Genomic DNA, 14366 nt, shown 5'->3' on the forward strand with positions numbered 1-14366 from the left:
GAGGCGAGTGTACTCGCCTCTTATTAATGCTTCAAGGAAAAAAGCAAACGTTTACGTCGAGTGTATAGGTTTTATTTTTACAACAGTAAAAATTAACCGCGACGGTAGTTTGGAGCTTCCTTAGTGATTTGAACGTCGTGTACGTGTGATTCAGCCATGCCCGCACCTGAGATACGAACAAATTCAGCTTTAGTACGCATATCTTCAATCGTTGCAGAGCCCGTAAGACCCATGCTTGAACGTAGACCACCCATTTGCTGGTGTACGATTTCTTTTAGACGACCTTTGTATGCGATACGACCTTCGATACCTTCTGGTACTAGCTTGTCTGCTGCATTGTCAGACTGGAAGTAACGGTCAGATGAACCTTGAGACATCGCACCAAGAGACCCCATACCACGGTAAGACTTGTAAGAACGACCGTTGTAAAGAATCACTTCACCCGGTGCTTCTTCTGTACCTGCGAACATTGAACCAACCATCACACATGATGCGCCAGCTACGATTGCTTTACAGATGTCACCAGAGAAACGGATACCGCCGTCAGCGATAACTGGGATACCGAATGAGTTCGCCACTTCTGCTGCGTCTGCGATTGCTGTTACTTGAGGAACACCAACGCCCGTTACGATACGAGTAGTACAGATTGAACCAGGACCGATACCCACTTTCACAGCGCTAACGCCCGCTTCGATAAGTGCTTTAGCACCAGCACCTGTCGCAACGTTACCGCCGATGATGTCTAGATCTGGGTAAGCTGCGCGAGTTTCGCGGATACGGTTTAGTACACCTTCAGAGTGACCGTGTGAAGAGTCGATAAGTAGAACGTCAACGCCCGCTTCAACTAGAGCAGCAACACGCTCTTCGTTACCAGCGCCAGCACCAACGGCTGCGCCAACACGTAGACGACCGCGCTCATCTTTACATGCGTTTGGTTTACGTTCTGCTTTGTGGAAGTCTTTCGCAGTGATCATACCGGTTAGTTGGAACTCATCGTTCACAACCAATACTTTCTCAACGCGTGCTTCGTGCATCTTCTCTTGCACTTCTTCACGTGTTGCACCTTCTTTTACTGCTGCAAGGTTTTCTTTTGCTGTCATTACTGAAGACACTTTCTTAGAAAGGTCAGTAACAAAGCGCACATCACGACCAGTGATAATGCCTACAAGCTCGTTGTTCTCTGTGATTACAGGGAAACCAGCGAAGCCGTGTTTTTCAGTCAGTGCAACCACGTCAGCGATAGTCGCTTCAGGGCTAACAGTTACTGGATCAGAAACGACACCAGCTTCAAACTTCTTAACTTTACGAACTTCAGCAGCTTGCTGCTCAATAGACATGTTTTTGTGGATAAAGCCAATGCCACCCTCTTGCGCTAGCGCGATAGCTAGACGAGCTTCTGTAACAGTGTCCATAGACGCTGAAATCATTGGGATGTTTAGGGTGATGTTCTTAGTCAACTGAGTGCGAAGATCAGCTGTGTTTGGGAGAACGGTGGAGTGAGCTGGCACGAGTAGTACGTCATCGAATGTCAGCGCTTCTTTGGCAATTCTTAGCATTTGCAATATCTCACAATTAGAGGAGTAAAAAGACAATCCAATCTCATCGTTTCGCATAATGAGGGTAACCAGTTTTAGGTTGTTGGCTACATTTGGATTAGATATTGCGGAGGGATTATACGGTTAACGCAATCGCTTGACCACAAATTTTTTAATTTTTTTCTTGCAATTACCCCCTTGATATGTATTATATTGCCGCTAATTTCCATACTCACGTCTACGGAATTAGCTGTGCTCTCCCAGACCAATCAAAACATCTTCACTGTTTCTCGTCTCAATGCCGAAGTGCGTCTGCTGCTCGAAAACGAAATGGGGATCGTCTGGCTTGTCGGAGAGATATCCAACTTTTCAGCTCCCGTCTCTGGTCACTGGTACCTCACTCTTAAAGATTCTCGCGCTCAAGTTAAATGTGCCATGTTCCGTGGTAACAATCGTCGCGTCACTTTCAAACCTGCTAACGGCAATCAAGTATTAGTTAAAGCACGTCTGTCTCTGTACGAGCCTCGTGGTGACTATCAATTGATCATTGAGAGCATGCAGCCTGAAGGTGATGGTCGTCTGCAACAAGAGTTCGAAGCACTTAAGATGAAATTGGCAGCAGAAGGTTTGTTTGCTCAAACCAATAAGCAGCCTTTACCTGAGCACCCAAAACGCGTTGGTGTGATCACCTCAAAAACCGGTGCAGCACTGTACGACATCTTAGACGTATTGAAACGTCGTGATCCTTCCCTACCCGTGGTGGTTTACCCAACCATGGTGCAAGGTGAAGAAGCCGCGATTCAAATTGCTCAGGCAATCGGCCGTGCAAACAGTCGTGACGAATGTGATGTATTGATTGTTGGTCGTGGTGGCGGTTCGTTAGAAGACCTTTGGTGCTTTAACAACGAAATCCTTGCTCGCACTATTGCTGCAAGCCAAATTCCTATCATCAGTGCAGTTGGTCATGAGGTTGATGTGACAATTGCTGACTTTGTAGCGGACATGCGAGCGCCGACTCCATCAGCCGCGGCTGAATTGGTAAGCCGCGATAACAGCCACAAACATCAAGCTTTGGTGACTCGCCAACATAAGCTAGCCAGTGCAATGCGTTACTACCTAGCGCAACAAAAACAGCAATCAGCTCAACTGATGCACCGTTTAGAGCGCCAGCACCCAAGCTATCAATTGCAGCGTCAGACGCAACAACTTGATGAGTTGGACATGCGCCTACAACGCGCAATGCAACGATTTATCACGACACGCCAACAAGCGGTTGAGCGTAAACATCATCGTCTACAACTGAATTCACCTGTAAAACGCTTGGCAGAGCAAAAATCAAAGCTTGACCGCGTTGAGCAAAAGCTAATGGACGCAATGGATCGCAAGTTACTGACCATGCGTCACCAACTGGCAATCGCGGCAGAGAAGCTAGATACGGTAAGCCCACTGGCAACACTAAAACGTGGCTACTCAATTACTCAGACTGAGCAAGGTCAGGTTGTTACCCAAGCAAAGGATGTAAAAACGGGCGACGTTTTAGTCACCCGCTTATTTGATGGTGAGCTTCGCTCAACGGTTAATTAACTGACTTTTTGAAACTCAAATCGAACACGTGATTTCGATTTGAGTTCATTACAACTATTGCAGAAATAGTTTGCCGCACCACAAGCCTGTAGTTTTTCTAACTCCGCATCGCAATCTGGGCAAAACCCTACCTTCTTATAATCTGAGTCGCACTGATTACAGTGATATTGCCCAGTCCATTCCAGTTCTACGTCGCAAGTTGGGCAAATATTTGGTTGCATAACTTCCTCTAAATAACTTCAATTCACTGACTTACAGTCTAATCATAAGCCAGCTTAACGCCTTGATCTTTATCACGCTCGCTTAGCACGCTTGTTCTGATACATAGCAACATCAGCTTGTTGAATAAGCTGCTGCAACACTGCACGCTCACTAGCTGTACTACAAGAAGCGCCAATGCTGGCTTTGACTTGATATTCTTCTAATTGGTAAATCTGATTAAGCTCATCCGCTAAACGAGAAACAAAGTGAAAGTAGGTCTGCTCATCTGGGAAACAACAAAAACCGACAAATTCATCACCACCGTAACGTCCGATCACCGAGCAAGAGCGAAAAGCTTGTTTTAAATGTTCAGCTACTAGTACTAAAACTTGATCACCAGTCTCATGACCAAATCGGTCATTAATATACTTAAACTCATCAATATCAACGAAGAAACAGGCAACTAAGGCATTACGACCACATTTACCGTTTATTTTCCGGTCAACTTCTGACAACAAAGCACGACGGTTAAAGCAGTGCGTGAGAGGATCTCGACTGGCATGAAAATGAAGCTGTTCTTCTAAACGGTATTTCTCTAGCGCAACGGCATACAAGGCAGCTAGCATTTCGAGCACTTCAAGTTCATAAGGGTGAGGTTTGGAAGGGACGTTACTGTAAATAGCAAATGTACCCAGAACATGACCATCCGATGCAATAATCGGCACTGACCAGCACGCATGAAGTTGGGCTTGTTGAGTGAGTTTAAGAAAAGGTGCCCAGTTAACATGATGATCGATATCGCTAACAACCACAGTTTGTTTTAAGAATGCAGCAGCACCACAAGACCCGACCTTTGGTCCAATGGGGACTCCTTCAATAGCTTGGTTGTAGAAATCAGGTAAATGCGGAGCAAATTCCAAGTGCAATGTATTGGTATCGGGGTGCAATCGAAGTATGGAAGCTTGCCTCTTACCGAATAGGTGTTCACTTAACTTAATAACCTCATTGTTGAGGCTATCGCGTTCCATTCCCAGAGCAAGCTTACCTAAAAGACGATTGACTGCTCGGTGAGCATCTAACAGTCTATCTTTATCCATAATGGCGTAATCATATCGTTATTATGTTTATTAACCTGAAATATAATAAATCTATTAATATGACACAGGTAACTAACTCACATTATGCGAACGCGGCACTATAAAAGATCGCATGCTGATCATCGGATATTACCCTTTTGATCAGCGATCACCCCTTAAAAGAATATTTATATAACCACACACCGAAAGCATAAGTTACATATTCTGCATCTCAATTTAAAACAGAACTTAAAACCATACTTCCGAACAAATAAACACACAAACAGAATATAATAAAAAGATCAAAAAGCTAAATTAGCGAATTACATCGGTGTGCATTTCGATGGTTTGTGAGTCTATCTCCACCAGTGTTACTTGGATGGAACCAAAGTCATTCAAATGGCTCGCATGCGTTCCCCCACAAGGGATGACAGCGATTTCACCTTCGCCTAAATCACACTGCCAGTAACGTGAATCGGTAAGGTGTTCACCATGGCAATCGATGGTGATCGCAACGTCCCTTTTTAGCCAATCTCTCAACAGAACATTCACCTGTTGTTCGATGCTTTTTAGGTCAGACAGCATATCTGCACTGTTTAACCCCCTTTTACGGAGTGTTTTACCTAAACGATAGGTATCCAAACATTTATCTGAGGTAACAAAGCTGGTCTCTTGGGCATAACTGTTGAAGTCATAATTACCATGTGGGTCTTTACGATCTGCATCTTTTCGCCAATAGTTTTGTGCAAGTACCTTGTTGAGCGCAAGGTATGCGATGTGCCCAGCACTATGACCACGACTCAGTGACAGTTGGTATTCCTTATCTACTTCTAGTAATGCAGCATCACCAACGGCAACAGCTTCTGTACGTGGCAACACATGTACCACAACAAACACCCACCCTTCCGTATCACGTTTTACCGGAATTTCAGTACCGACGAACAACTTTCCACTCGCAAGTTCTACCGCACCAACTTGGCAATCGAGCACTTCAAAGCTCATGCCCTTAATAGTTAATGTGCCTTTGTCAGCGGGATGATCTGGCCAAATGTGGCTGACAGGATGAAAAGGGGTCTCCTCAGTAACAACGTAAGTGACTTCTTCAGTTGAGTGAGAAAGTTGTACTGGTGCTTCCAGTTGCCAAGTTTGATGACAGAAGCGAGTTTTGGTAGCTGTGATCGTCATGTTAGTCATACTTCTAATGCATTGGTTCGAGCAAAAATCTGCTTATAAAAAAATACCCAAGTCGAAACTTGGGTATTCATAAAATCTTAGGCGATTACTTGTTGCGGTTCTTCACTGCAGACATCATACGTTTGCGCTTACGCTCTTGAGAAAGAGTCAGCTTGTTTGTACGGTTCTCGTACGGGTTATCGCTGTTCTGGAAGTTAATACGGATTGGTGTACCCATGATTTCCAGAGACTTGCGGAAGTAGTTCATCAAGTAACGCTTGTACGAATCTGGTAGATCGCGAACCATATTACCGTGAATAACTACGATTGGTGGGTTGTAACCACCCGCGTGCGCATATTTCAGTTTGATACGGCGACCACGAACCATTGGCGGTTGGTGATCGTCTGTTGCCATCTTCATGATACGAGTTAGAACAGAAGTACCAACACGTGTCGTTGCTGACTTGTACGCTTCTTGAATCGATTCGAACAAGTGACCAACGCCTGTACCGTGAAGCGCAGAGATAAAGTGAATACGTGCAAAATCAACGAAACCTAAACGGCGGTCGAGTTCTTTCTTCACGTTCTCTTTCACTTCGTTATCTAGACCATCCCACTTGTTCACGGCTAGTACGATTGAACGACCTGCGTTCAATGCAAAGCCAAGTAGACTCAAGTCTTGATCAGAAATGTTTTCGCGCGCGTCGATAACCAATAGAACCACGTTTGCGTCTTCTACGGCTTTCAGTGTTTTAACAACAGAGAACTTCTCTACTGTTTCGTTGATACGACCACGACGACGTACGCCTGCAGTATCGATCAACACGTATTCACGACCATCACGTTCCATTGGGATATAGATAGAGTCACGAGTGGTGCCTGGCATGTCGTATACCACGACGCGCTCTTCACCAAGAATACGGTTTGTTAGTGTTGATTTACCAACGTTAGGACGACCAATGATTGCCAATTTGATTGGCTGGTCTTGCAAACGTTTGAACTCCGCTTCAGCATCTTCTTCGGTGTAATCTTCAATCGCTAGCTCTTCATCTTCGAATTCAGTCAGATCTTCAATCTCACCTTCTTCAGATTCGCTTGCTAGAAGATCATCGAAAAATGGCGCTAACGCTCGTTCCAACAATGCTGTCACACCACGACCGTGTGCCGCAGCGATTTGGTACATGTCATCAACACCAAGTTGCCAGAAATCGGCACAAGCAGCATCAGCATCAATACCATCGATCTTGTTTACTACCAGCATTGCTGGTTTTTCGATTTTACGCAGATGCGCGGCAATCGCTTCATCAGATGGTGTTAATCCAGCACGACCGTCAACAAGGAATAGCACTACGTCAGCTTCATCAATCGCTGCTAACGATTGTTCCGCCATCTTTGTTTCTACACCTTCTTCCGTGCCATCAATACCGCCGGTATCAATAACGATGAATTCATGTTCTTCGCCAAGGCGAGCTTGGCCATATTTACGGTCTCGCGTTAGGCCAGGGAAGTCCGCAACCAACGCATCACGCGTACGTGTCAATCGGTTAAATAGTGTAGATTTACCTACGTTCGGACGCCCCACAAGAGCAACAACAGGTACCATAACAACCTCTACAATAATCTTTCTTCTGTAGTTATAGGTAACGACTTGCTTGATGCCAAATCAAACCAGCTTTTTACCTATAACCACGTCAGGAATAACGGTTAATAAATAAAAATTTCAAACAACAAAACGGCTCCTAACTGTTACCAGCCAGGAGCCGAATGTGAATTATATCACGATATTATTCGTTGATGGTTAGTTTCTTTACATCGCCGTTGCGAGTTGTAATCACGTAACCATCAGACAATAGTGTCGGACCAACAGCAAAACCACTGTCATCGACATATTGTTGTGCAACGAATTCGCCAGTCGAACGATCCATCCAGTGTAGGTAACCTAATGTGTCGCCTACCACTAGATAGTTATCAACAATCACTGGAGCAGTAAGCTGGCGGTATTCCAACTTGCTGTTTTCCCAAAGCTCTGTACCGCTGCGTGCATCTACTGCAACTACGTGATCTTTTTCTGTGATCACGAAGATACGGCTACCGTCTGTAGCAATATCAGTTGCTGACGAGTAGTTACGCTTCCAAATTGGATTTGCAGAACGTAAGTCGATTGCAATAAGTTGACCGTTGTAACCAACAGTGAAAAGAGTGCCGCCCAGTACAATCGGTGAAGAATCAACGTCTACAAGACGATCGATTTCCGTTGCACCTTTTGGAGTACCTACTGGTTGTTGCCAGATCAATTGACCACGTTCAACAATTGCCGCAGCTAGTCGACCGTTTGCTGTCCCCCAGAATACGCCACCACCAATAGCCGTTGGCGTGCTATCCCCACGCAGCGTTAGGTTTGGAACTTCTGTGCTCAGCGCCCAGCGTTGCTCACCAGTACTTTCATCCAAAGCAATCAAAGTGCCTCGGCTAGTATTTACAATGATCAAACCAGAGTCAGCGACGGGTTTCGCTAACACCTCACCACCTACTTCGATACGCCAGATGATGTCACCGGTTTCTTGGTCAAGTGCAATCACTTCACCATTTTCAGAACCAATGTAAAGGTGTTCATACGCAGCTGTGATACCACCAGAAAGGCGTGCAATCACATCTTCTTCTAGATCAGTTTGCCATTTGAGCTTACCGTTTTCTGGATCTAATGCTTTGACTAGACCATCACGACTTGCAACAAACAATGTGTCGTTAGCAACAACAGGAGACAGCTTCGAGAAATAATGACCTACGCCATCACCAATCGACGTTGACCATTCCGCACTTGGCGTAAACTGACTGTCTACCTGAGGTAATGGAGCCATGACAATGGTATCTTCCTCGCCAGCACAACCAGCCAGAATTCCCACTGTTAATGCCCCTAACAAGGCTTTCTTAAAGACTCTTTTCATCCAATGCGGTCCTTATTTCGCCAGGTCGTCCAATTTCATTTGTAGTGCAGGGCTAGCATCTGCAGCTTGTTGAGCTTCAGTGTATGCCGTGTATGCTGCCTCTTTGTCACCTTGACGAAGAGCGATATCACCACGAAGTTCTGCAATACGACCCGTCCATGCAGCGTCAGTTACTTTGCCTAGTTCTGCATTTGCAGCGTCAAAGTTGCCCATTTCTGCTTCAATACGCGCAATACGGTAGCTGATAAGTGGAGTTAGCGCGGCATCTTTAGTGTTGCTTTGAGCCCACTTAAGTTGCTCAAGTGCAGCTGAAAGATCTTTGGCATCTACTTGTACTTTTGCTAGCTGAAGCGCAGCAAGTACTGAGTATTCTTTAACTTTATTTGAGTCGATGAACGCTTGAATATCTGCTTGTGCGTCTGCACCTTTGGTTTGCAGGGCGTTCATTACTGTTGTGTAGCTTTGAGAAGCTGCTTCACTCGCCTGAATCACAGAATCCTGGTAGTAACGCCAGCCAAATAGACCACCTAAACCAACAACCGCACCGATGATGACGGCTTTGCCGTTTTCCTTCCACCAGTCTTTAATGGCTTCAACTTGTTGTTCTTCAGTATCGTAAAGTTCCACTTCCTGTCCTCTTAAAACATGTAAATGACAGCGAGGCTGCCATTGTTCCTATTTCGTCGAAAGGCTCCTATCTTGGGAGCCTTACTATTACGAATTAGGATTTTAATCTTTAGCTTATTAAAAGACTTAAATCAGTGCTGCGATCTTCTCAGCAACTTCTGTTTGGTTGTAAGTCTCTTGCTCACCACCCACCAAGTCTTTTAGTACTACGGTGTTTTCTGCAACTTCGTTTTCGCCCAGAACCAATGCTACTACAGCACCGACTTTATCTGCGCGCTTAAACTGTTTCTTGAAGTTACCACCACCGAAGTGACTCATCACACGAACGCCTGGAATAGCTTCACGAAGCTGTTCTGCTAGCTTCATACCAACCATCATTGTGCCTTCGCCTGCTGTCACAACGTAAACATCTACACTGCGACGAACGTCCGTTAGCTCTAGCGTTTCTAGCATCAGTACAAGGCGCTCTAGACCCATAGCAAAGCCAACGGCTGGTGTTGCACTGCCACCCAATTGTTCTACAAGACCATCGTAACGACCACCGCCACATACTGTACCTTGAGCACCTAGGCTCTCAGTGATCCATTCAAATACCGTGCGGTTGTAGTAATCCAGACCACGAACTAGACGCTCGTTAACTGTGTATTCGATACCTGCAGCGTCTAAAAGTTCACATAGACCTGCGAAGTGTGCTTTAGATTCTTCACCTAAGTACTCAGAAAGGCGAGGTGCATCACCTAAAATAGCCTGAACATCAGGGTTCTTCGTATCCAGAACTCGCAGTGGGTTCGTGTGCATGCGACGCTTACAATCTTCGTCTAGCACATCGATATGTTGCTCAAGGAATGCAACCAGTGCCGTGCGGTAGTCTGCGCGATCTTCTTGAGAACCGATAGAGTTAAGCTCAAGACGAACATGCTCATTGATACCCAGCTCACGCCACAGACGTGCAGTCATCATGATAAGCTCAGCATCAACGTCTGGACCATTTAGACCGAACACCTCAACACCACACTGGTGGAATTGACGGTAACGACCTTTCTGCGGACGCTCATGGCGGAACATAGGTCCCATGTACCACAGACGTTGTTCGTCACGGTTGATCAGACTGTTTTGAATACATGCACGCACACAACCCGCCGTACCTTCAGGGCGAAGTGTTAGGCTGTCTCCGTTACGATCATCAAAAGTGTACATTTCTTTTGAAACGACATCAGTCTCTTCACCAACCGCACGGCTGAATAGGTTTGTTTCTTCAACGATTGGCATGCGCACTTCGTTATAGCCGTATGCGCTCACAGTACTTTTTACTGCGTTTTCAAGTTTTTGCCACAGCGGAGACTGAGTTGGAAGGCAATCGTTCATGCCTCGGATTGCTTGGATTTTCTTTGCCACAATTATTACCGTCGCTTAGTAACCCGAGCACACTTAATGTGCTCAAGCTATGAGATTAATCTTCTTGTTTGATATCGATGCGGTTAGCTTGATCTAATACAGATGCTTTCGCACGGATTTTCGCTTCTAGCTGATTCACTAGATCATCGTTGTCAAAACGCTCTTTCTGACGTTTTCCGTCTTCGTAGAATGCGCTCTTCTTGTTGCTGCCTGCCAGACCTAGGTGTGAAACCTCAGCTTCACCTGGGCCGTTTACGACACAGCCGATGATAGACACATCCATAGGTGTGATGATGTCTTCTAGGCGCTCTTCCAATGCGTTTACTGTGTTAATCACGTCGAATTCCTGACGTGAGCAGCTTGGACAGGCAATAAAGTTGATACCACGTGAGCGAATACGCAGAGACTTAAGAATATCAAAGCCAACTTTGATCTCTTCTACCGGATCTGCCGCCAACGAGATACGTAGCGTATCACCGATGCCTTCAGCTAAAAGCATACCAAGACCAACCGATGACTTCACAGCACCAGCTCTTGCACCACCAGCTTCGGTGATACCGAGGTGTAGTGGCTGGTCAATCTGCTTTGCCAATAGGCGGTATGAATCCACCGCTAGGAATACATCCGACGCTTTCACACTAACTTTGAACTGGTCAAAGTTAAGGCGGTCTAGATGATCCACATGACGCATCGCCGATTCCACCAATGCTTCTGGCGTTGGCTCACCGTATTTCATCTGCAGATCTTTTTCTAAAGAGCCACCGTTGACGCCAATACGGATTGGGATGTTTTTGTCACGGGCACAATCAACAACCGAACGAATACGCTCTTCGTTGCCAATGTTACCTGGGTTAATGCGCAAACAGTCAACACCGTACTCTGCCACTTTCAGTGCAATACGGTAGTCGAAGTGAATGTCCGCAACGAGCGGCACTGACACTTGCTGTTTGATAAGCTTAAAGGCTTCCGCCGCATCCATGGTAGGAACAGAAACACGTACAATGTCTGCACCCACTTTTTCTAATGCTCGGATTTGTGCGACTGTGGCTTCCACATCAGTCGTGCGAGTGTTTGTCATTGACTGTACAGCAATTGGTGCACCATCACCAATTGGCACATCACCCACATAAATACGCGTCGATTTACGACGAATAATTGGAGATTCGTGTTGCATAATATTTATAACGGTAAAGTGAATCTAGCTACTTTGCCTGAAGTATACCCAGAAAGGTCGACAGGTTCACTTGCAAATGTCATTGTTACGCCTTCAGGTGCGCCTAATATCACTTTAAACGGTGCTTTTCCGGCAAGTTCTACATCTTGACCCGGTTTACGAGTACCACTTACCAGTGTTTTGCCGTTTGCGTCTTTAACTTGAATCCAGCAATCAGCTTTAAATTTCATAGTCAGTAACGTCATGCCTTCTGGAATAACTGGAGTTACTGGCTCTTCTGCCGCTTGAGCATCTTCGATAACCGCAACAGGCTCTTGAGCGGTTTCCTCAACAGCTTCAGCTGTCGGAGTTACTGTTGACTCAGCCATCCCCTCATCAGTCGCGCTCATTGTCGTATCAGCTTCAGAAACAACCGCTGGCGCAGCAGATACAGGAGCAATTTCAGCTGGAGTGCTTGCGATTAGCTCATCTGCGCTCATCTGATCGATATCAGCATCATTGGCAACATGTTCTGTTTCTGCCGTTTCAGAACTCAACTGTGCAAGGCTATTCTCTTGTTGGTTTTGCCACCACCATGCCGCGGAGATACCGGTAATCACGATCGCGATGGCCCAAGTCAGCAACATAATTCGGCTGTTGTGTTTCTCGTGCTTGGTTTTACGAGAGAAGCTTTGCATCTCTGTTTCTTGCGGCTTCACATGAACTTCAGATGTTTGCTCTAAAGCTGCCAAAACAATCTTTTCATCAAGACCAACGAGCTTTGCATACGAACGCAAATAGCCACGCGTGAATGTCGTGACCTGTTGTTCTTCAAATCGATTGTTTTCAATGTCTTCAATAACAGAAACGCGAAGTCTAAGGCGATCAGCAACGTGCTTCTGAGTCATGCCTAGAGATTCGCGTTTGTTTTTTAGTATTGTGCCTGCTTCCATAGAAAGCGGCACTTCATTAGTCTTTTCGTGTTCTGTCATAATGGCGGTATTTAATCTGTTTGGTGGCTAACGCAGTTATTTATTTTCGTTTTTGTTCTAATTAAGCCTCACTTAAAGATAGCTAGCCTAAACGCGTTAACCAAAAATAATCTTTTAGAAATTCTCAGTAGTCAGAGTAAGAATGCTCGTCTTGCAATGGTTCAGCAAAGCGTATTGGAAAAAATACTGAGAATAGTCAATGTCGTAGTTATATTTCACTCACCATGATAAGCGAATGTTTAACGAAGACAAAAACTCTTTGCTCTCAAATTAACAGATAGCTCAAGCTTTTGTCCAAAAATTGACACAGCAAAGTAAAATTAGCACCGTTCAGTCTGTCAGCATCAAATGACAATCCACTTGTAATAAACAAAATAGCCAGAGCATAAGGCTCTGGCTATTTCTTTATTCTTGGCGTCTTAAACCGCTTTTACATCGATAGTTTCAGCACCACGTGCTGCTTTTAAAGCTGCGGTACGTTTCGTACGGTCAATAACATCACCGACTAACTGACCACACGCAGCATCAATATCATCGCCACGTGTTTTACGAACCGTTACAGTGTGGTCATATTGCATCAATGTTTTTTGGAAACGGTCAATACGTGAGTTACTTGGTTTCTTGTAAGGTGAACCTGGGTACGGGTTAAATGGAATCAGGTTGATCTTGCATGGCGTATCTTTCATTAGCTCTGCCAACTCACGTGCGTGGTCCATGTCATCATTAACATGATCAAGCAGCACGTACTCTACCGTAACTTTACCGCGGTTAGCATTTGAAGACGCGATGTAACGGCGAACAGACGCGAGAAAATCTTGGATATCCCAACGGTCGTTGATCGGCATGATTTCACTACGTAGCTTGTCGTTTGGTGCATGAAGAGAAATCGCCAATGCTACATCAATTTTACCGGTCATCTGATCAAGACCAGAAACAACACCTGACGTTGATACGGTAACTCGACGCTTAGAAAGACCGAAACCAAGATCATCAAGCATGATTTCAAGCGCAGGGATAAGGTTCTTCATGTTAAGAAGTGGCTCACCCATCCCCATCATCACTACGTTAGTGATTGGACGGCGACCCGTTTCTTTCTGTAAGCCGATTTCACGTGCAGCACGCCATACCTGACCAATGATTTCAGATACTTTTAGGTTACGGTTGAAACCTTGTTGAGCGGTTGAACAGAACTTACACTCCAGCGCACAACCAACCTGAGAAGACACACATAATGTTGCGCGGTCATCTTCTGGGATGTAGACCGTTTCTACGTCTTGGTCACCCACCTTCATCGCCCACTTAATTGTGCCGTCTGAAGAATGTTGAGCCTCTGCTACCGTTGGTGCTTTGATTTCACACTTGTACTGCAGTTTTTCACGTAGTTTCTTGTTGATGTTCGTCATGTTATCGAAGTCATCAACACCGAAATGGTAGATCCACTTCATAACCTGATCAGCACGGAACGCTTTTTCGCCTAGCTCTTCCGCGAAAAATTGACGCATGCCCTTGCGATCAAAGTCGAGTAGATTGATTTTTTCAGTGGTCATGTTGCCTCTCAATGACTGAAACAAGAATAAGGGCGCGAATTGTACAGCCTTTATGCAGCTACAACAAGGGCTGTAAGACCCCGACTTCGCTAAGGCATTAAAATATTAATGATTAAATTTTAGACAATTATTATCATT

12 protein-coding genes are annotated in these 14366 nt (G+C 45.3%); 1 reads left to right on the forward strand and 11 read right to left on the reverse strand.

Annotated elements, in window-relative coordinates:
• Nucleotides 1–92: 92 nt before the first annotated feature.
• Nucleotides 93–1556: an IMP dehydrogenase gene (gene guaB / locus OH459_RS09185; protein ID WP_005447694.1), complete on the reverse strand. Its 1464-nt coding sequence runs from the start codon at nucleotides 1554–1556 to the stop codon at nucleotides 93–95.
• 231 nt (nucleotides 1557–1787) lie between these two features.
• Between guaB and xseA the strand changes: the two genes are divergently transcribed.
• Complete coding sequence (xseA, locus tag OH459_RS09190) at nucleotides 1788–3119, forward strand: exodeoxyribonuclease VII large subunit (protein WP_269986440.1); 1332 nt, start codon at nucleotides 1788–1790, stop codon at nucleotides 3117–3119.
• On the opposite strand, the gene OH459_RS09195 is transcribed toward xseA, so the two are convergent.
• The 10 genes from OH459_RS09195 to OH459_RS09240 form a co-directional block, all read right to left on the reverse strand.
• The gene (locus OH459_RS09195; RefSeq protein WP_005447696.1) at nucleotides 3116–3340 is read right to left on the reverse strand and encodes a zinc ribbon domain-containing protein; all 225 of its coding nucleotides are present in this window, start codon (nucleotides 3338–3340) and stop codon (nucleotides 3116–3118) included. The genes xseA and OH459_RS09195 overlap by 4 nt on opposite strands.
• A 72-nt stretch (nucleotides 3341–3412) precedes the next feature.
• Complete coding sequence (locus tag OH459_RS09200; RefSeq protein WP_005447698.1) at nucleotides 3413–4417, reverse strand: GGDEF domain-containing protein; 1005 nt, start codon at nucleotides 4415–4417, stop codon at nucleotides 3413–3415.
• A gap of 294 nt (nucleotides 4418–4711) precedes the next feature.
• Nucleotides 4712–5581 (reverse strand): metal-dependent hydrolase, encoded by an 870-nt coding sequence (locus OH459_RS09205; protein WP_047515020.1) that lies wholly within the window; start codon nucleotides 5579–5581, stop codon nucleotides 4712–4714.
• Nucleotides 5582–5675: 94 nt separating this feature from the next.
• A complete protein-coding gene (gene der / locus OH459_RS09210; RefSeq protein ID WP_009697676.1) occupies nucleotides 5676–7172 on the reverse strand; it encodes a ribosome biogenesis GTPase Der in 1497 nt (498 codons plus the stop codon).
• Between the two features lie 181 nt (nucleotides 7173–7353).
• On the reverse strand, nucleotides 7354–8514 hold the full coding sequence (bamB, locus tag OH459_RS09215) for an outer membrane protein assembly factor BamB (protein ID WP_005447701.1): 1161 nt from the start codon (nucleotides 8512–8514) through the stop codon (nucleotides 7354–7356).
• 12 nt (nucleotides 8515–8526) lie between these two features.
• Complete coding sequence (locus tag OH459_RS09220) at nucleotides 8527–9141, reverse strand: YfgM family protein (RefSeq protein ID WP_009697674.1); 615 nt, start codon at nucleotides 9139–9141, stop codon at nucleotides 8527–8529.
• 126 nt (nucleotides 9142–9267) lie between these two features.
• Nucleotides 9268–10536 (reverse strand): histidine--tRNA ligase, encoded by a 1269-nt coding sequence (hisS, locus tag OH459_RS09225; RefSeq protein ID WP_005447704.1) that lies wholly within the window; start codon nucleotides 10534–10536, stop codon nucleotides 9268–9270.
• A 55-nt stretch (nucleotides 10537–10591) separates the two neighbouring features.
• The gene (gene ispG, locus OH459_RS09230; RefSeq protein ID WP_005424674.1) at nucleotides 10592–11710 is read right to left on the reverse strand and encodes a flavodoxin-dependent (E)-4-hydroxy-3-methylbut-2-enyl-diphosphate synthase; all 1119 of its coding nucleotides are present in this window, start codon (nucleotides 11708–11710) and stop codon (nucleotides 10592–10594) included.
• A 5-nt stretch (nucleotides 11711–11715) separates the two neighbouring features.
• Nucleotides 11716–12681 carry a cytoskeleton protein RodZ gene (gene rodZ / locus OH459_RS09235; RefSeq protein WP_017188502.1) on the reverse strand — a complete coding sequence of 322 codons (966 nt, stop codon included), beginning with the start codon at nucleotides 12679–12681 and terminating at the stop codon, nucleotides 11716–11718.
• Nucleotides 12682–13100: 419 nt separating this feature from the next.
• A complete protein-coding gene (locus OH459_RS09240; RefSeq protein WP_005447708.1) occupies nucleotides 13101–14228 on the reverse strand; it encodes a bifunctional tRNA (adenosine(37)-C2)-methyltransferase TrmG/ribosomal RNA large subunit methyltransferase RlmN in 1128 nt (375 codons plus the stop codon).
• Nucleotides 14229–14366 lie beyond the last annotated feature (138 nt).

The sequence above is a fragment of the Vibrio sp. MM46 genome, from assembly GCF_027587135.1.
Taxonomy (GTDB): domain Bacteria; phylum Pseudomonadota; class Gammaproteobacteria; order Enterobacterales; family Vibrionaceae; genus Vibrio; species Vibrio harveyi.